The sequence below is a fragment of the Actimicrobium sp. CCC2.4 genome, assembly GCF_034347385.1.
Lineage (GTDB): Bacteria > Pseudomonadota > Gammaproteobacteria > Burkholderiales > Burkholderiaceae_D > Actimicrobium.
In genome coordinates, this window is the sequence record NZ_CP133777.1 from 2,514,921 (window position 1) to 2,533,894 (window position 18,974).

General features: G+C 60.6%; 14 protein-coding genes and 1 pseudogene. 3 read left to right on the forward strand and 12 right to left on the reverse strand.

Annotation, left to right across the window (positions count from 1 at the left end; genetic code table 11):
* Nucleotides 1-6 precede the first annotated feature (6 nt).
* The 4 genes from RHM62_RS11620 to RHM62_RS11635 all read right to left on the reverse strand — a co-directional run bounded on the left by RHM62_RS11620 (nucleotide 7) and on the right by RHM62_RS11635 (nucleotide 6,515).
* The gene (locus RHM62_RS11620) at nucleotides 7-1,434 is read right to left on the reverse strand and encodes a pyridoxal phosphate-dependent decarboxylase family protein (protein ID WP_322122260.1); all 1,428 of its coding nucleotides are present in this window, start codon (nucleotides 1,432-1,434) and stop codon (nucleotides 7-9) included.
* A 125-nt stretch (nucleotides 1,435-1,559) separates the two neighbouring features.
* Nucleotides 1,560-2,861 (reverse strand): HD domain-containing phosphohydrolase, encoded by a 1,302-nt coding sequence (locus RHM62_RS11625; RefSeq protein ID WP_322122261.1) that lies wholly within the window; start codon nucleotides 2,859-2,861, stop codon nucleotides 1,560-1,562.
* A 13-nt stretch (nucleotides 2,862-2,874) separates the two neighbouring features.
* Nucleotides 2,875-4,269, reverse strand: a complete 1,395-nt coding sequence (locus RHM62_RS11630) for an ATP-binding protein (protein WP_322122262.1) — start codon at nucleotides 4,267-4,269, stop codon at nucleotides 2,875-2,877.
* Nucleotides 4,270-4,277: 8 nt separating this feature from the next.
* Entirely contained in the window at nucleotides 4,278-6,515 is a 2,238-nt protein-coding gene (locus tag RHM62_RS11635) for an EAL domain-containing protein (protein ID WP_322122263.1), read from the reverse strand.
* Between the two features lie 548 nt (nucleotides 6,516-7,063).
* On the opposite strand from RHM62_RS11635, the gene RHM62_RS11640 reads away from it, so the two are divergent.
* The gene (locus RHM62_RS11640; protein WP_322122264.1) at nucleotides 7,064-9,367 is read left to right on the forward strand and encodes a diguanylate cyclase domain-containing protein; all 2,304 of its coding nucleotides are present in this window, start codon (nucleotides 7,064-7,066) and stop codon (nucleotides 9,365-9,367) included.
* Here RHM62_RS11640 and phnF read toward each other — a convergent pair.
* From phnF to RHM62_RS11680, 8 genes and pseudogenes are all read right to left on the reverse strand, one after another.
* The gene (gene phnF, locus RHM62_RS11645) at nucleotides 9,364-10,098 is read right to left on the reverse strand and encodes a phosphonate metabolism transcriptional regulator PhnF (RefSeq protein WP_322122265.1); all 735 of its coding nucleotides are present in this window, start codon (nucleotides 10,096-10,098) and stop codon (nucleotides 9,364-9,366) included. The genes RHM62_RS11640 and phnF overlap by 4 nt on opposite strands.
* The gene (locus RHM62_RS11650; RefSeq protein ID WP_322122266.1) at nucleotides 10,095-11,204 is read right to left on the reverse strand and encodes a TIGR03364 family FAD-dependent oxidoreductase; all 1,110 of its coding nucleotides are present in this window, start codon (nucleotides 11,202-11,204) and stop codon (nucleotides 10,095-10,097) included. The genes phnF and RHM62_RS11650 overlap by 4 nt, the downstream gene beginning before the upstream one ends.
* Nucleotides 11,201-12,046 carry a phosphonoacetaldehyde hydrolase gene (gene phnX, locus RHM62_RS11655; RefSeq protein WP_322125396.1) on the reverse strand — a complete coding sequence of 282 codons (846 nt, stop codon included), beginning with the start codon at nucleotides 12,044-12,046 and terminating at the stop codon, nucleotides 11,201-11,203. Before phnX ends, RHM62_RS11650 begins: the two co-directional genes overlap by 4 nt.
* Nucleotides 12,038-13,129, reverse strand: a pseudogene (locus RHM62_RS11660) (2-aminoethylphosphonate--pyruvate transaminase); the annotation flags it as partial. The pseudogene RHM62_RS11660 and the gene phnX, both read right to left, overlap by 9 nt.
* A 26-nt stretch (nucleotides 13,130-13,155) precedes the next feature.
* Nucleotides 13,156-14,823, reverse strand: coding sequence for a putative 2-aminoethylphosphonate ABC transporter permease subunit (locus RHM62_RS11665; protein ID WP_322122267.1), 1,668 nt, complete (start codon nucleotides 14,821-14,823; stop codon nucleotides 13,156-13,158).
* Nucleotides 14,820-15,890, reverse strand: a complete 1,071-nt coding sequence (locus RHM62_RS11670; protein ID WP_322122268.1) for a putative 2-aminoethylphosphonate ABC transporter ATP-binding protein — start codon at nucleotides 15,888-15,890, stop codon at nucleotides 14,820-14,822. The genes RHM62_RS11665 and RHM62_RS11670 overlap by 4 nt, the downstream gene beginning before the upstream one ends.
* Complete coding sequence (locus tag RHM62_RS11675) at nucleotides 15,887-16,447, reverse strand: HD domain-containing protein (protein WP_322125397.1); 561 nt, start codon at nucleotides 16,445-16,447, stop codon at nucleotides 15,887-15,889. Before RHM62_RS11675 ends, RHM62_RS11670 begins: the two co-directional genes overlap by 4 nt.
* Before the next feature lie 21 nt (nucleotides 16,448-16,468).
* Nucleotides 16,469-17,497: a putative 2-aminoethylphosphonate ABC transporter substrate-binding protein gene (locus RHM62_RS11680; protein WP_322125398.1), complete on the reverse strand. Its 1,029-nt coding sequence runs from the start codon at nucleotides 17,495-17,497 to the stop codon at nucleotides 16,469-16,471.
* A gap of 193 nt (nucleotides 17,498-17,690) precedes the next feature.
* Between RHM62_RS11680 and RHM62_RS11685 the strand changes: the two genes are divergently transcribed.
* Nucleotides 17,691-18,086 carry a hypothetical protein gene (locus RHM62_RS11685; RefSeq protein ID WP_322122269.1) on the forward strand — a complete coding sequence of 132 codons (396 nt, stop codon included), beginning with the start codon at nucleotides 17,691-17,693 and terminating at the stop codon, nucleotides 18,084-18,086.
* The gene (locus RHM62_RS11690) at nucleotides 18,086-18,667 is read left to right on the forward strand and encodes a GNAT family protein (RefSeq protein ID WP_322122270.1); all 582 of its coding nucleotides are present in this window, start codon (nucleotides 18,086-18,088) and stop codon (nucleotides 18,665-18,667) included. Before RHM62_RS11685 ends, RHM62_RS11690 begins: the two co-directional genes overlap by 1 nt.
* The last annotated feature ends 307 nt before the right edge of the window (nucleotides 18,668-18,974 follow it).

The window sequence follows — 18,974 nt, forward strand, 5'->3', positions numbered from 1 at the left end:
GGCGGTTCAGCTTTCAGAGGAGGTACAACGGGCGGCACCGAACGACACGGTGGCGTGGATCAGAGCATCGACATCGGCGGCGGTGGTGCGGTGATTGACGATCGCGGCGCGCAGCACCAGCTGGCCATGCACTGTCGTGATCGACGGCGCGGCAATGCCGGACTCCTGCAGGTCGACCGCGATGGCGGCATTGATCCGGTCCGGATCGGCGCAGCGATAGCGGAAGCAGACGATGTTCAGCGCCACCGGCGCCATCAGTTCGAGTACCGGATGCAAGGCGATTTGCTGCACCAGATAGCGCGCCAGCGCGCAGGTATCGGCGATCATGCGACCGAGCTGGTCGCTGCCGTAGACGGTCAGCGTGAACCAGGTCTTGAGCGCCCGGAATCCGCGCGACAGGTCCGGTCCGAAATCGCACGGCCACGGTGAACCGGCCGCCATGCCACGGGTCTCGCGGCGCAAATAGGCGGCCGGCGACGCAAAGGTATCGAGATGCTGCCGGCCATCGCGCACGATGACAAAGCCGGCGTCGTAAGGCACTTGTCCCCACTTGTGAAAATCAAAGGCAATCGAATCGGCCAGCTCGATACCGGCCAGTTGCGGCGCGATCTCCGGCGACAACATGCCGAGTGCGCCATATGCGCCATCGACATGAAACCAGATGCCGTGCCGGGCAGCGATACCGGCAATCGCCGCCAGGTCATCGACTGCGCCGACATCGACGGTCCCGGCGGTCCCGGCAATAAAAAACGGTTGCAGGCCGGCGGCGATGTCGGCGTCGATGGCGCGTTCGAGGAGCGCGATATCCATCTCGAAGTTGGCGTTTTCGGGAATGCGGCGCAGCGCATCGAAGCCGATGCCCGTCAGATCCATGGCCTGCGCGATGCAGCCGTGCGCGCCGGCCGAGGTGTAAGCAACGAGTCGGTGTCCGTGGACGCCGCGCTCGCGCACCGGGGCGCCCAGCGCCCGCGTGCGCGCCACCAGCAATGCAATCATGTTCGCCATCGAGGCACCGGTGACAAACAGACCGCTGGCATCGGCCGGAAAACCGAACAGCTCGCGCACCCATTGCAGCACCTGCTGCTCGACCACGATCGGCATCTGGTCGCGCCCGCCGAGGTTGGCATTGAGCCCCGCTGCCAGCAGCTCGGCCATCATCCCGACCGGTGTGCCGCCGCCTTGTACCCATCCAAAAAATCCCGGATGGGAATTCCCCGGACCATACGGCAATATGGATTGCAGGAAGGTCGCATGCGCATCGGCCAGCGTTCCGGGAGCATGCGGCAGCGCCGCCTTGAACGCCTCGCGTGCGCTGGCCGGAATCGGTTGCCAGACCGGCCGCTCGCGCAGGTGCTGCTGATAGTCGAGCATGTCATCGAGCATGCGATGGCTTTGTGCTCTGAAGTCTTGCCAGTTGTCGGGGTCTAGGGTCACGTGTGCAGTTGTCCGGAAAGCCTGCTCCAGGGTTTGGAGCCATGACTCGGGATGATGCGTGTTCTGCGATGAAAACAGAAGCGTGAGCAGGCGCTGTTTTTACCGGCTATTTGCCGGATGACGCGTCAACCCGGCGACGCATCGCCGTACACACTCAGCATCAGCGGCTGGGCCAGCGTCGTATCGAAATGGATGATCTGCCGGCACATGCCGCTGTCGATGAAGTGACCGGCCGACAGCAACAGCGATCCGTTCGGCAAGAGCAGATCACAGGCCAGCGTGACGCCCGGCTGGACCATGGCGGCAGCGATTTGCACGACGATGCGTTCCGGGGACGCCGTGCCGGCAAGGCCATCGAGCAGCCGGAACAAGGCCGTGACGAGCTCCGGATCGTACTGCTTGCCACGGTCCTGCAACAGCATCTCCCGGACTTCTTCCGGCCAGATCTTGCGCGGCAGGATCATGCCGTTTTGCAGGTTGTCGTAATCGCTGACCAGCGCCAGGATGCGCGCGCCCAGCGGGATCCCGGCCCCATTGAGCTGATCCGGATAGCCATTGCCGTCAAAGCGTTCCTGATGCGCGCGCACCAGCTTGGCCGCATTGCGCAGCTCGGCGATCGGCATCAGCAATTGCTCGCCTTCGGTCGGCACCTTGCGGTAGGCGGCACTTTGTTCGCGGCTCATGACCGCCCGCGGCACCTTGAGCATGTCATCGCTCAGTCCGATCTTGCCGATGTCGTGCATCATCGCCGCCAGAAAAATATCCGTCGTACTCGCCTCGTCGCAGCCTAGTTGCACTGCCAGCTTGCGGGACAGATCGGCGACGCGTAGCGAATGACCGGCCAGATTACCGCCACGCATCTCAATCAGATTGGAGAAGACCTTGATCGAAAGCAGGAAGTTGGTTTTGAGCTGGCCATTGAGTTCAACCAGGCCATCGCGCGCCTGTTCCAGTTCGGCAGTTCGTTCGCGCACCTTGTTTTCGAGGCTGGCATTGAGCGCGGCCAGCTCGGCATTCTGTGACAGCGTCAGCGCTTCCAGTCGCTTGCGCTCCTGCTCCAGCACGTGGCGTTCGAGGGCATGGCGCACCGTCAGGACGATGTCGTTATCGTCCCATGGCTTCGTGATGTAGCGATAGATTTCACCCCGGTTGATGGCATCGAGGATGGTGGCAATATCGGCATGACCGGTCAGCAGCAGACGCACCGTATCAGGCCATCTGCTACGTACCTCTTCCAGAAATTGCGCGCCACTCATCCCGGGCATGCGCATGTCGGAGATCACCAGATCGACCGGATGTTGCGCCATGATCTCGAGACCGGCGGCACCGCTCTCAGCGACCAGTATCTCGACATGTTCTTTGCGAAACAGACGACACAACGCGGACAGAATGTTGGGCTCGTCATCAACCAGCAAAATCAGGGGCATATCGGGACTCTCGTTAAAGGGGTTGTCGCAGCGGCAGGGTGATGCGGAACGTGGTGCCGACGCCGACCGTGCTATCGACATCGATCCGGCCATGGTGCTTGCTGACGATGCCATACGACATCGACAGACCCAGACCCGTACCGGTGCCGATCGGCTTGGTAGTATAAAAAGGATCAAAAATGCGCGCGGTGTTTTCTGCACTGATGCCGCAACCATCGTCGGCTACCTCGATCCAGGCGGTCTGTGACGTGCAACCGGTGCGGATCGTGATGGTGCCGCGTACCGCACCCATCGCCTGGACGGCATTGATGATGAGGTTCATGACCACCTGATTGATTTGCGAGGGCAGGCATTCGACATCCGGCAGGACGCCGAAAACGAGGATCACATCGGCTTTGTAACGCACTTCATTATTGACAATATTGAGCGTCGAATGGATCCCCGGGTGCAGGTCAACGAGCTGCCATTGCATCGCATTGTCGACCCGTGAAAAATCTTTCAGATCCTGCACGATCTGGCGCACCCGGACTATGCCCTCCAGCGACTCGCGCATCAGCACAGGGATATCGGCCTTCAGGTAATCGAGCTCGATGCGCTCGCGCAGCGCACCCAGATCATGGCGGACCACTGCCTGGCTAATCAGCGGCTCGGCTTTTTCAAAGGCGTCCAGCATCTCCATCAATTGCGACAAGTACTGACCCAGCGTGCCGAAATTGGAAAAAATATAGCCAATCGGATTGTTGATTTCGTGCGCTACACCCGCGGCAAGCAGACCGATCGAGGAGAGTTTTTCGGCTTGCACCAGTTGTTGTTGCAGGCTTGTCAGCTGCTCATTGGCCAGCGTCAGTTCAACATTGCGTCGCATCAGCTCGGCGGTGCGTTCGATGACCAATTGCTCAAGATCGGCGCGGCCTTTTTGAAGCGCTTCCTCGGCGTGTTTTTGCGCGCTCATATCCTGCAGCATCGCAATCGCACCAACCACCTTGCCTGACCTGTCGTACATCGGCCCTGCGGAGAACTGAATCCACTTACCGCCATGAATCATGCGCGGAAAAAAATCTTCCCCGACAAAAGTGCCGGGCATCTGCAATGAGCAAATGACCTTGCCCGGGTAATAGTGCTGGATCGGCCCGCATAAACCGCCATCAACAACCAGATCAGCCAGGACCGGCCGCTGCCTATCGTAAAAAGGTTGCCATTGATTTCGCGTGCCGAGCATCGTCGACGCCGGCATCCCCGTCAGGATTGCGCACGCCCGGTTCCACTGCGTGATGACGTGATCCGTATCGATCGCGTACGCCGGAATCGGCGAATCCGTCAGGTGACCGACACCGTTGAAGAAGTCGCTCTGTTCGACGGCGCTCGAACTGAGGGAACAATCACACGTAGATTTGGGCAGTAATGGCATGGTGGTGCTCAGGGTTGTGAACCGACATGGTGGTGGTGCTGCTGCTGATATTTAAGCTGGCGGATTGCCCCTGCCAGCTCAAGATTGGTGGCATAGACCGCACGCGTCAGGCGATGGTTTTCATCGGCCAGTTCCTTGCGCTGAAACGCCTCGTCGATATGGCCACGCAATTTGGTATCGTCCCAGGGCTTGGTCAAAAATTTGTAGATATCGCCTTCATTGACGGCGTCCGTCACCGACTGCAATTCGGTGTAGCCGGACAGCACAATGCGGACTGTTTCCGGAAAACGGGTTTTTGCAATACTCAGGAATTCGACGCCTGTCATGCCCGGCATGCGCTGGTCGGACAAGATGACATCCACCGGATGTTGTGCCAGTAGCGCAAGACCTTCGGCGCCGCTATGGGCAGTCAGAATATGGAGATCGTCGCGCCGCAACAGGCGTTTCAAGGATGCGACGATATTGACTTCGTCGTCGACCAGCAGCAAGGTGCGCCTGGCTTTTTTGGCGGTCAGCAACGAGGGTGGCAATGTCGTTCCAGCCTGCAAGAGCTCAACGAATGCGCTGGATGCCACCGGCTTTGAAAACAGAAAGCCCTGCATTTCATCACACAGGTTGTGGCTCAAAAACCGGCATTGCTCTTCGGTTTCGACACCCTCGGCCAGCACCCTGAGTCCGAGCGTGTGCGCCATCGAAATGATCGCCTTGATGATCGCCGCATCGTCCGAATTGTCGACCAGGTCCTTGACGAAGGAACGATCGATGATGACTTTTTTGAAGGGGAAGCGCTTCAGATAACTGATGGACGAATAACCGGTACCGAAGTCGTCAAGCGAAAAACCAATGCCCGCGTGATGCAATTGATTCAGCGTCGCGCGTGCCGTGTTGGTGTCGTCCATCAGGACCGCTTCGGTAATTTCGAGCGTCAGCATGGATGGATCACATCCCGATACATTGAGCAGCATCATGATCTGATCGCCCAGCAGCGGATTGCGAAACTGTGCCGCCGATACATTCACGGCCACCGGAACGACCGGCAGGCCGTCTTCGCGCCAGGCCGCCATGTCAGTGCACACCTGTTCAATTACCCACAGGCCGATATCGTCGATCAAGCCATTTTTTTCAGCCAACGGAATAAAACGATCCGGCGCTATCTGACCCAGTTCAGGATGATTCCAGCGCGCCAGTGCTTCGACGCCAATAACCTGCCTGGTTTGTAAATTGACCTGCGCTTGATAATGGACTTCCAGTTCGCTGTTCAACATTGCGTTGCGCAGTGCCGACTCCAGGGTAATCTCTTCGTGCAGTCGCACCGACATCGCCTCGAAGTAGAAAAGGATGGTGTTGCGACTGGTTTCCCGCGCATGTGACAAGGCCATGCCAGCGCAATGGAGTAAGGACCGCGCCGTGCGGCTATCGTCCGGAAACCTCGCCAATCCGAACGCACAGGTCAAATGAATATGTTGATCGGCCAGCGGGATGGCTTGTGCCAGCGAACGCTGGATCGCCTGACAGCGCATTACCGCATCGCTGCGCGAGTCGGCACGCAGCATGAATGCATAGCTGCCATTGCCGTCATGACTCAGGATTTCATCGGTCTGCAGACAAGTCCCGAGTCGCTCTGCAGCCACCTGCACCAGAAAATTTTGCGAATGACCGTCCATCGAGCCGGACGCGTGCTGATGCTGGTCAATATCGATGGCGGCCACGTACAGTGTTCCCGGACTGAAGGTGGACGCTAGTATCGTTTTGTCGAGGGTGTCGCAGAATCCAAGGTGGTCGGTCAATCCGGTCAAACTTGCATGACGGGATGGCTGCGACGATAACTCTTCGTCATTCTTGCGCGTTGTGATGTCGGACAGCATGCCGATGAAATGCGAAACGTAGCCTTCATGATTACGAAATGGCGTGATGCCCAGTTCGCACCAGCGCAAGGAACCGTCCTTGCGATAATTGCGCATTTCTATCGATATGGGTTGGGCGGCACTCAAGGCCGCCCGTAATTTTTTCCGTTGTGGCTCGTCGCCTGCATCGCCCTGAACGTACCAGTCAATGCGACCGGCCAGTTCCACTTCGGTGTAGCCGGTCATGCTTAAAAAGGCCGTATTGGCGTACAGGACGCGATAGTTTTCGGCGACATTCGATAAAATCAGGACGCCACAATGGCTGACATCCAAGGCCATGTAGCTGATGTCCTGCTTGATGCGAAAGCCCGTTTCATTGAGCGATTCTGCGAAACGAATCATGGCCCCGCCTATCAAATGAAGGTTCAAGTGCAACCGCATCAATTGTTACCTGCGGGAAACTTTATCTTACATTAAGTAGATCTTTTTTACGACGACCATTTGTTGTTACTTACGGTTGATGGCGTTAATTGTCTTTGGGTTTGCCATTGTCATTCGCCATGTCCGGATTAAACGTCTACGAAACAGACGGATGGCATCGGTCCGCCAACAGACAAGTTGACGCACCCAAGCCATCAGTTGGTAAACCATTATTTTGTTTTCCATGCCAACCCTAAGTAGATTAAGCTCCTGCCAAGAATATTTCTGCAACGAAACCTCATCGTGAAGGCACCCGTTTTTCAAAAAATTCCCGGTGACGGCTTATCACCGGCTTTCCGGAATCATGAATCGCTACGCCATGTATTACGAAAGATTGTTTTATTGACGCGGTTACGCCCTGTTGACGCACGGCGCAAAGTGACGGTGTGTCAGCACGATAGCCCACACATTTTTTAGGCACCGCCGAACCACCGATGAAAATACCAGTACCCGCAGATCAACAAGCCAGCATGCAAGCACTGAATCTGCGTTCGCTCTGGCAAGCTTTTTTTGTAGGTATGCTTGCACTGGTCTGCCTGCTTGGCGCGGATATCGTTGCGGAACATGCGCAGATCGACACCGAGGAGCGCAAGCAACTGACGACGCAAGCGACAGTGGTCGATCAAAATCTGACCCGTAGCCTGCTGTCGGTCAAAGCGGCCATCGATACGCTCGACCATGACTTGCCATGGATGTTGGGCCAACACGATGGCAGTCTCCTGGTGAACAACCGCTTGCAGTCGCTGGTCAATGTTCTGATCGGTGCACGGACCTTGCTCATCATGAATGCAGATGGCGCAGTCATTGCCAGCAATCAGAGCGCGCTGATCGGACAGAATTTTCAGGAGGGGGAGCGCTTTCGTGCGATTCGTCAGGAGAGTGATCCGGCCAGGCTCGTGATCTCGTCACCATTCAGGACGCCGCTGGGGGTGTATGCGATTGGTGTCGGTAAAAAAATGGTGGATGACAAAGGCCGGTTTGCGGGTGCGATTCTGGCCATTATCGACCCTGAGTTTTTCGATATCCTGATGAATTCGGTACGCTATTCCGATGACATGCGGGCTTCGGTGATACACGGCGATGGCAAGGTGATTTTTTCGACTAACGCCTCGCTCGATACGGTTAAAACCGATCTGCACGGTCAGCCCGCCGCGTTCTTCAACCGGCATCTGGACAGTGGCCGGACGATCAGCGTTTTTTCCGGCATCGCGACCACAACGCAGGACGAGCGACTGGCAGTCGTGCGCACGGTCGGAGCGGCTTCCGTATCGATGGACAAGCCATTGGTGATCATTATTAGCCGGGCGCACCAGATCCTTTATGCGTCATGGCGTCATCGGGCGCTCGTTAAATCGGGTTCGCTCGGTGTGTTGATTTTTCTCGGGGCAGTGGCCATCCTGTTCCATGGACGGCGTCAACGCGAGTTTGTCCGTATGGTCGCTGCGAGAGAAGCCGGGCGCCTGCATGCACAGCGCTCCGCCAGCAGCGAGCGGTTTATCCGCACCATTACGGATGCGATGCCTGGCCTCGTGGCCTACTTTGACCTCGACCTGCGCTGCCAATTCGCCAACAAAGCGTATCAGGCGTGGTATCAACAACCGGCGCAATCCATCCTTGGTCAATCCCTCCAGTCATTACTGGGAGCGACCCTGTTCGCGGCCAACGAGCGTCTCGTCAGCGCAGCCCTCGCAGGACAACATCAACAGTTCGAGCGCTTCCTGACGCGGCCGGACGGCAGTGTCGGTCATGTCCTGGCCAACTACATCCCCGACATCGATGCGGACGGTCGGATACTCGGCTTTATTATCGTGGTAGCCGACATCAAGGCCATCAAAATGGCAGAAAGCGAACTCAAGCTGGCCGCCAAAGTGTTTGCCTGCATCTCGGAAGCCATCATGGTCACCGATAGCAAAGACGTGATTTTGTCGGTCAATCCGGCTTTTACCGGTATCACCGGTTACAGCGCGCAGGAAGCCGTCGGGCAAACCCCGGGCTTGTTGCGCTCCCCGCGTCAGTCGGCGCAGTTTTACGCCGCCAAGCAAGGTCAGATCAGGGACACGGGGCTGTGGCAGGGCGAAATATGGAGCCGGAAAAAATCAGGAGAACTTTTTCTGGAGAGGCAAACGACCACGCGGATTGCTGGCGCCCACGCCGACGAAGATCGCTATGTAGCGGTATTTCAAGACATCACCGCTACCTGGGAAAAAAATGAACACATCCGGCAACTGGCGTTTCATGACGGATTGACCAATCTGCCAAACCGGCGCTTGCTGATGGAACGCATCGAACGGCACATCGTCGCTGCAGGACGCCGCGCGCGTGGTCTGGCGGTCCTGTTCCTGGACCTCGATCGCTTCAAGGTAATCAACGATGACTTCGGACACGCGGCCGGTGACGAACTGCTCGTTACGGTTGCACGCAGATTACAGGGGCTGCTGCGGGAAGCGGACACCGTGGCGCGGCTGGGCGGCGATGAATTCGTCGTCCTGCTGGACAATCCGGTCAACCGGATCGAGATCGAGCGCGTCGTCCAGCTCATCATTGCCGTCGTCAATGAACCGATGGTGTCTCAGGACAAAACGGCGCGGGTCGGTACGTCGGTCGGTATTGCCGTGTATCCGGACGACGGCGCGAAGGCAACGACCTTGCTCAAGAACGCCGACCTGGCCATGTACGAGGCAAAGAACGCCGGCCGGAATACTTTCCGTTTTTTTATGCCTGTTGAAGAATCACTTCTCGCGGTCCCTACGGGCGACGCTGGACACCGCCCCTAATCCGGCGCAATCACCACCTGCACCGCCGCACTGCAAAACTGCGAAATCCCATATTCGATGGCAATCCCGTCGCCATCGACATACACGCTAGCCACATGCAGGATAGGCAGGCTGACCGGTTGGCCCAGTTGCCCGGCCAGCTGTTTGTCGGGCAAACGCGCCGTGACCCGGCTCATGCGCCGCTGGAATTGCAGTACGCCGAACTGTGCCAGCGCCAGATGCGTCACGCCCGTCTGCGCATACAGTTCGCCCAGACCGGCGAATCGTGGCAACGGAAAATACTGGCTGCACACGCCGATGATTTTGCTGTCGACGATATCGAGCGATTCGATGCAGAGCACCTGATCACCGGCACGCAGATCGAGCAAGCGGGCGATCTCCGGCGTGGCCGGTTCGGCCTGCCACGACAGCACGCGGCTGGTGCCCAGCCGCTGCGCATGCGCGACGCTGTGCGCCAGCCGGCTGCGACGGCCGACCTGGTAGTCGATCATGTCGTCGCGCACGAAGGTGCCGCTGCCATGCCGGATATCGACCAGGCCGTGATCGGCCAGCGCCTTGACCGCCTGTCGTACCGTATGCCGGTTCACGCTGAAGCGTTCGGCCAGTGCGGTCTCGTTGGGCAAGCGGTGCTGCAACTGGCCGGACAGGATGTCGGCGCGCAAGGCCTGTTCGATCTGTCGCCAGATCGTGATGCCGGTGCGACGGTCCAGCGGCGGATGCTGTGCGGTCATTGCGCCAGCTGGCGTCGGGCCAGCGCAAACGCGATGCTCATACCGATGCCGCTGGTGATCACCACGGCCTGCACCTGCGGCGCCGGGTACAGCACTTCAAGCGCGCGCCGGCCGCTGGCGTAAATGCCTTGCCAGCGTTCGCGCACCTGCAGGGGCCGCTGCAGCAGGCGTTGCGCCAGGTCGAGGATCAGCGTGTCGACGCTCTCATCGTTAAACGGCGCGACGGTCTCGCCGATGGCGTGCGAGTCGCCGATGATCAGGTCGCCCTCGTCGCCGACCTGCTGGACGATCAGGTGGATGCCATGTTCGAGTAGCGCCGGTTGCTGCTGCGCGACTTCATCGCGCAGCGCCGCCAGCGGCCCGGCCAGTGCCGCGCATTCAGTAAAGGCGCCGTAATGCAATGTCGACAGGCCGGTCATCATCGTCGGTCCGAGTCGCACGCCGGGGTTGGCCAGGCGCTGCATTTGCAAGGCGCAGCGACGGATGCCGAGCGCGGCAAAATGCTGCGGGTACAGCGACTGCACATCATGACCGGAACACAGCACGACTTCGTCGGCACTGCGCTGGCCGCGGCTGGTATCGAGCCGGGGCAGGTCGATGGCGTTGACCTGCACGCTGAACTCGAAGGTGACACCGTGGCGCTCGGCCAGCCAGCGCGTCAGCACGGCGATGACCTGGCGCGCATCCATGGCGATTTCGGACGGACTGAACAAGGCACCGAAGCCGCTGACCTGCTGTGCCGCGACCTCGTCGCGAACGAGCAGACGGGTGCCGTATTGCGCGCCGCGGGCTTCCTGGAAGGCTTCGAGCACGCGCAGTTCGGTGGCGCTACGAGCCACCACCAGACTGCCTTCGGCCTTGTGCCAGCAACCCGTATCGGCAAAAAAATCCAGCCACATCGCGCGCGATTGCTGCGCCAGTTCGACCAGTTCGCCGGCCGGTTGACCGAGCACCAGCCCGAGTCCGAAGTTGCGCACCGATGCACCGCTGGCCTGCGTGTCGCGTTCGTAGACAGTGACGCTATCGCCGCGCAAACTGGCCGCCCAGGCATGGGCCAGACCGACGATGCCGGCACCGATGACGGCAGTGCGATGGCCGCTCGTCATGGCTGTTCGCCGCGTGCCAGGCGCGCTTCAATGGCATCAACAATGGCCGGCAATCCGGCGATGGTATCGATCACGTAATGGGCACCGGCCGCGTTCAGTTTGGCTGCTGCGCGATCACGGAATACAGCGGTTTCGGCAGGCGACAAGGCCGCCAGTTCCGCCAGCGACAAACCGGTTTCATTGCCCGACAAGGACAGCCCGACAGTCCACATGCCCGCCGCGAGGCCTTCGGTGATGCCGGGTACGGTATCGTCGATCTTGATACAGGCGCGCACATCGGTGATGCCCAGTTCGAGCACATTGGCCAGTGCCATCCACGGTCCCGGCCGGCCACCGGCGGCGAGGTCATCGGTGGCGACGGCATGGTCGACGCGTATGCCTTGCGACACCGCATGTGGCAGCAATTTGTCCATCACCACGCGCGGATAACCGGAGCACGAACCGATGCGGATTGTGCGCGCACGCAGCGTGGCCAGTACCTCGATCGCTCCTGGAATCGGATCGGAATACGCCGCGACCCGTTCGATCTGCAGCGGCAGGAAAGTGGCGTATAGCGTATCGACATCGGCGTCCGACATGGCGCGGCCGTGCTGCTGTTGCCAGCGTCGCGCGACACCGTCCTGCCGGCCCAGCGCCTGGATGTGATCCCACTTGGCCAGTCCCATCGGCAGGCGCGCTTCGGCCATCGACACCGTGATGCCGAAGCCGGCAAAAGCGTCGATCAGCACCTGGGTCGGTGCGAACGAACCGAAGTCGACCAGCGTGCCGGCCCAGTCGAAGACGACTGCTTGTACCTGGCCCCGATAAGGTTGTGGCGCGGCCGGCTGCGGCGTGATTTCCATCTGGCGCAGCGCGTCGGCAATGACCTCGACGGCGATCAGCAGATCGGCACTGCCGATGGCACCGATGCAGCCGACGCGGAAGGTCTCAGCGTGGGTCAGCTTGCCCGGATACAGCACCACGCCGCGTGCCTTGGCCAGTGCGTAGAAGGTGCTGAAGTTCCAGTTCGGATGGGCAGGCGCATGGACCGTGACGATGATGGGCGCCTGGATGTCCGGTGTCAGGAACACCCGCAGGCCGAGCGCTTCCAGACCGCTGACCAGTGTGCGACAGTTGTCTTCGTAGCGCGCAAGCCGGGCCGGCTGGCCGCCTTCGCGCTCGAACTGATCGAGCGCGACTGCCAACGCAGCCATCACGTGCGTCGGTGGCGTGTAGCGCCACTGGCCGGTCTGTTCCATGTAGCGCCATTGCGCATACAGGTCCAGCGACAGCGAATGGGCGCGGCCGGCGCATTGCTCCAATACGGTGGTACGGATGATCGCAAAACCCATGCCGGGCACGCCTTCGAGGCACTTGTTGCCGGAGGCAATGACGGCATCGTAGGTCAGCATTTGCACCGGCATCGGCAGCGCGCCGAAAGCGCTCATCGCATCGATGATCAGCGACTTGCCGGCGGCGGCCACGATGTCCGAGATGGCGACCATCGGATTGAGGATGCCGGTGCTGGTTTCGCAATACACGACGGCGACATGAGTGATCGCCGGATCACGCGCGAGGGCGCTTTCCAGCATCACCGGATCGACCGGCGCGGACTCGCCGAAGTCCAGCACACTGACTTGCCGGCCCATCACTTCAGTCAGCTGGGCGATGCGCTTGCCGTACGCGCCATTGATCAGGCACAGCAGTTTGCCGTCACGCGGCAGCAGGGTGCCGATCGCTGCTTCGACGGCGAAGGTGCCGGAGCCTTGCAGCGGCACGCAGCTAAAGTCAGCGGCACCGTCGACGATGGCCAGCAGGCGGCGTCGCACATCGGCGGTGAGGATGTTAAAGCTGCTGTCCCACGAGCCCCAGTCATGCAGCATCGCGGTCTTGGTGGCCAGGCTGGTGGTCAGCGGGCCGGGAGTAAGTAGCAGGGGATCGCGCATCGGGTTCCTTGGTCTGTCAACAAAATTCAGGGGGCGCGCCAGGCTTGCGCGCGCCGGTTCAGCCACCAGCCGGCGGCGTTCATCAGCAAGGTGACGGCCAGCGACGAGGCAACAATCAAGGTCGCCATCGCCGCCGCAGCTGCGGTATCGCCGGCGTCGTCCATGTTCAGGATGGCAACGGCAGCCAGCTCGGTATCGGGCGTGTACAGAAAAATCACGCAGCTCACGGTGGTCATGGATGACACGAACAGATAGCGCGCCACATCCAGCAAGGCCGGCAAATTGATCGGCAAGGTCACGCGCCGGAAGGTGTGCCACCACGGTCGCTGCAGGCTGCGCGCGACCGCTTCGATTTCGGTATCGAGCTGGCGCAGCGAGGTGGTCAGCGTCAGATGCGCGGTCGTATAAAAATGCGCGATGGTGGCAATTACCAGCAAACTCATCGTGCCGTACAAACCATTGAGCGGATTGCCGGGTGCATTAAAAAACAGCACATAGCCCAGGCCCAGCACCAGTCCCGGGACCGCCATCGGCAACAGCGCGAGGCTGCGGATGGTGGCACCGAGCGCGCGCGGCACGGGCGATTTTTCAAGCAGGTAGGCGGTCAGGAAAATGAAGCTGGTGCCGAATACAGTGACCAGCGCTGCCATGCGCGCACTGTTGCGGAAGGATTGCCAGCCACCGCCATCGAGATGCTGAAAATCGAAATGCGCCAGCGTCAGGCTCATGTTGTACGGCCACATCTTGATGAAGGCCGCGAAGCAGCCGACGCCGAGCAGCGCCAGCAGGAATACCGAGGTGGCAGCGCACAGCAGCCCGAGCAGGCCATCGCGCCACGCATTGCGACCGGCCTGATAAACCACCGAGCGACCACTGAGCTGGCCGCTCTGGCGTTTGGACAGCCAGCGTTCGACCATGAAGCTGAGCACCGCCGGCAGCAGCAACAGCACGCCGATGATCGCGCCCTTGCTGAAATTTTGTTGGCCGATGACCTGCTTGTAGGCTTCGAGTGCCAGCACATTGGTTTGCCCGCCGATGACTTTCGGAATCCCGAAGTCGGTCACCACCAGCGTGAACACCACCATTGCCGCGGCCACCACGCCGTAGCGCGCGTTCGGCAGGGTCACGGTCATGAAGCGGCGCAGCTTGCTTGCGCCCAGTGTTTCGGCGGCTTCGTAGAGCCGCGCATCGGCCACGCTCAGTGCGGCCACGAGGATCAGCAACGCATGCGGAAAGGTGTAGAACACTTCGCCCAGCACGATGCCGATCGGGCCGTAGATCGAGGCCTCGCCGAGCCAGCTTTTCAGCAAGCCCTGATTGCCGAACAGGTAGACCAGCGAGATCGCCGGCATCAGCGACGGTGCCAGCATCGGTGCTAAGGCGATGACGCGCAGCACGCGCCGGCCGGGCAGGCGGGTGCGGGTCAGTGCAAACGCAAAGGCCAATGCCAGCGGCAGCACGATGGCGACCGTGCCGAGCGCAACCATCAGGCTATTAGCGGTAGCGACATGCAGGCGCGGTTCGGATAGCAGGGCGGTCCAGTTGGCCAGTCCGACATAACTGCCGTCGCGCGCCTCGGTGGTCATGCCGAACAGGCTCAGTAATGGCCACGCCAGAAAGGCCAGCATCAGCAGGCCGATGGCGATGGTCAGGCCGAGTGCGACCCGGTCGTCGCGACTGCGCAAAGCGCTCATCGTGCCGGCTGGGCGAACAGGCGCACCTTGTCCGGTAGCAGCGTCAGCGGCACGCGCCGGCCGGCTTCGAGCGAGTCGTAGCCGGCGTCGTTCGGGCCGACATCGGCGAAGATGGACAAGGCCCGGTCGACGCACAGCGACAGCGTGGCGCGCCGGATGCCGCGATGGAATTCGACGGCGTCGACCACGGCCATCATCGAGGTTGCACCGGCATGCCATTGCGTTTCGATGCGAACATCTTCGGGACGGCAGAACAGCATGGCCTGTTCGGATGGCAGCGACATGTCGAGCGGCAAACCGGATAGCGTGGCGCGACCGTCCGCATCGCGCTGCAGCGTCAGCCAGTTGGCGCGACCGACAAAATCGGCCACGAAGCGCGACGCCGGATGGCGATAAATCTGCTCGGCGCTGCCGCGCTGTTCGATGCGGCCCTGGCTCATGACGACGACGGTATCGGCGATTTCCATCGCTTCGTCCTGATCGTGCGTGACCATGATGGTGGTAATACCGAGCTTGCGTTGCAGATTGCGCAGCTCCTGGCGCAGCCGCTCGCGCACCTTGGCGTCCAGCGCCGACAGCGGCTCGTCGAGCAGTAGCAAGCTCGGCGATGTTGCCAATGCGCGCGCCAGTGCGACACGCTGTTGCTGGCCACCGGACAGCTGCGCCGGATAGCGATCTTCGGTGCCGGAGAGGCCGACCAGATCGAGCAATTCATCGACGCGGCGGATTTTTTCGGCGCGGCCGGTGCGCAAGGCATAGCCGATGTTTTGCGCCACGGTCAGGTTCGGGAACAACGCATACGACTGGAACACGATGCCGTAATTGCGTTGCGCCGGCGGCAAGCGGCCGATGTCGCGACCTGCCATCAGCAGGCTGCCGCGATCCTGTTGTTCGAGGCCGGCGATGATGCGCAACAGCGTGGTCTTGCCGCAGCCGGAGGGTCCGAGCAGGCAGACGAATTCGCCTTTGCGGACATCGAGGGCGATGTCTTGCAGCGCCGTGAAAGCGCCGAACTGTTTGCCGACACCGGCGATGCGCAGCCAGTAGTCGTCGGGTGGTGTGGTCATGAGGCGGTTGCTCTTTCGGACTGGGCTATGAGGCGGGGCAGGTAGTGCGCAAAGGGCGGCACCACGAGGTCGGCGATCTTGGCCGCGTCGTCATGCCGGCGCAGCGCGATGGCGCGCGCGGCATGCGGATGACTGATAAAACGCGCAGCGGCGGCAGTGTCCATCACGCCGCCTTGCAGCGCCAGGCTCAGGCGGGACGCGTCGGACAACGCCGCAAAATAGGGGGCTTCGGTGAAACATAAATAGCGCTTGGCATCGACATGCAGCCGGATCGCATCGATCACGTCGGCTGGCATCAGGCCGCGCAGGAAAGGCACGATCTTGACCTGATGCAGGTCGTCCTTGCCGTCGGCAAGGTCCTGATCATTTTGTTCGAACAGCATGTGGCCGAGGTCATGCAGCAGGCAGGCGATGATGAGGGCATCGTCATCGCCTGCCTGTTCGGCCAGCCAGGCACTTTGCAGTGCATGGTCGCGCTGGGTGATGGCCTCGCCGCCGTAGAGACTGGCACCGGCCTGGTCGAACAGGGCCGCGATATGCGTGAGCGTGAGGCGCATCGTCATGCTTGGTTTCCTGACTTACTTGGCCGGCTTTGGCTCTGACTTTCCGTCGTAGCGACGGGTCCATTCGGCCAGAATGCGGTCACGATTGGTGGCGGCCCATTTCAGGTCCTGCTTGATCAGCAGCTGCTCGTAATTGGCCGGGATCAGCGGGTTCGGTTTGGCCACGCCCGGATAGGCGACGATGGCGAAGTTATTGGCAAACTGTTCGTTGCCGGACTTCGAGGCGGACCAGTCGGCCAGCTTGCGGGCGGCCTCGAGGTTCTTGGTGCCTTTCATGATGGCAGTGGCTTCGACATCCCAGCCCAGGCCTTCTTTCGGGAACACCAGGTCGATCGGTGCGCCGGCTTCCTTGAGCTTGGCAGCACGGTATTCAAAGGCGATGCCGATCGGAAATTCACCGGCGGCGGCTTGCTTGCACGGCTTGGATCCGGAGTGGGTGTACTGGGCGATATTGTTGTGCAGCTGATCCATGTAGGCCCAGCCGTCTTTCTCGCCGAAGGTGCTCAGCCAGCCGCTGACATCGAAGTAGCCGGTGCCGCTGGAGGCGGGATTGGGCATCACGATCTTGCCTTTGTATTCGGCCTTAAGCAGGTCTTTCCAGCTCTCCGGTTTGGTCAGGCCCTGCTTGGCGGCTTCGACGGTATTGAAGCAGATCGTCGCACCCCAGACATCCATGCCGACCCAGCTTGGCGGCTTGGTGTCGTCGACAAAACGCTGGTTGAGTTTCTCGACGCCCTTCGGTGCGTAGGCTTGCAGCATGCCTTCTTTTTCGAGTACCAGCAGCGAGGTGGCGGCAACGCCCATGACGACGTCGGCTTGCGGGGCGGCTTTTTCAGCCAGCAATTTGGCGGTGATGATGCCGGTCGAATCGCGCACCCAGCGCAATTTGATATCCGGATATTCGGTTTCGAATTTGGTCTGATAGGCCTTGAGCTGGTCGGCTTCGAGGGCGGTATAGACAGTCAATGTGGATTCGGCAAAGGCGCTGGCACTGAACAGGCAGAGCAGGGCGGGCAAGGTCTTCAATAGCGGGCGGATCTGCATTTCATACTCCAGAAGGTTTAGCGTCATGGAGACACCGGAGCTTCGGAGTGTAGGGAGGCAATATGACCTCATCGTGACGTCTATACGACTTGGTAGCGCGATTAGCTTGTACGCGATCGACTTGCACGTGATCTTGTTGCGCATGCGCTTGTGGTACGGTCTCGGCTAACTCAATGACGCAAGGAATCCTCGTATGGCCATCGGCTGGTTCACCGTACTTCAGGCAGTTCCGTGGGCAGATGTGATCAGCAACGCACCCAAGGTCGCCGAAGGCGCCAAAAAATTATGGAAGTCGGTCGGCAAGAAATCCGCGCCGCCTGTCACCGCAAGCGCGACCACGACTACCGGTCTGACGCCGGCGGCGCTGGTCGATGCCCGCCTGTCTGCAACCGAAATCGCGGTCGTTGCCCTCAACGAACAGATGCTGGCCTCGTCGGTGCTGATCCGCGATCTGGCCGAACAGAACGAACAGCTGATGCGCCGGGTCGATGCGAACTGGCGCAAGGCGCGCTGGCTGTGTCTGGCTTCCGGCATTGTCGGTGCAGTGCTGGCGGTGAGCGTGGTGGTGATGCGGACGGCGGCGATGTGATGGCAGGCACAGTACCCTTGCCAACGTTCGCTGAAAAAATCATCGCTACAGATCGCCTGATCCTGACCCCGCTGACGGTCGCACACGCGGTGCCGATGTTCGAAGGATTGCATGACGCCAGCAGCTATGCGTTTCTGCCGGACGAGCCGTTTGAAGATGTCGCTGCACTGGCGGCCCGTTACGCAAGGCTGGAGCGCCGCTGCTCGCCGGATGGCAGGGAAGTGTGGCTGAACTGGGTGATCGGTATTGCCGGTACGCCCGGCCTGTGCGGTTACGTGCAGTTCACGGTGCAGCCTTACGCGCAACGCGCACTGGTGGCGTACTTCGTGTTTGCCGCGCATCGCCAGCAAGGGATCGCACGCGAAGCCGTGGCTGCCGCACTGTCTGAAGTGATCGCGCATTTCCGGCTGGCGCATGTGGATGCCGAGATCGATACCCGCAACGCTGCCTCGATTGCACTGGTTGAACGGTTGGGATTTACGTATATGCGGCATGTGCCGAACGCGGACCGGTTCAAGGGGGCGGTAAGTGATGAGGTGCACTATGCGTATTTTGCCGGTGCTGAGCCAACCTGCCTCTGACCATTTCAAGACACCACGCCCGAGTAAGTCGCTGATATCGCGCAGCGCCGTATCCACCGAGCACTGTGCGATCCCCGCCAACTTGCTGCCGGTGCGCTTGCCATCAAAGCCATCCAGTCGTCGGGCGCAATGCCCCCCGGTTATTGCATCCTACGAGTTTGGTCATGACGGGGTCGTAGCGAAATCAGCAAGCGCGGTACGGCGAACAGGACGACTAAGCGCCGGGGTTGGCGCACCGGATCCGCGCGACGATGCCGGCTTGGCGATGGGGAGCGATAACCGGTTTGGCAACTGCACCGCGTGGGCA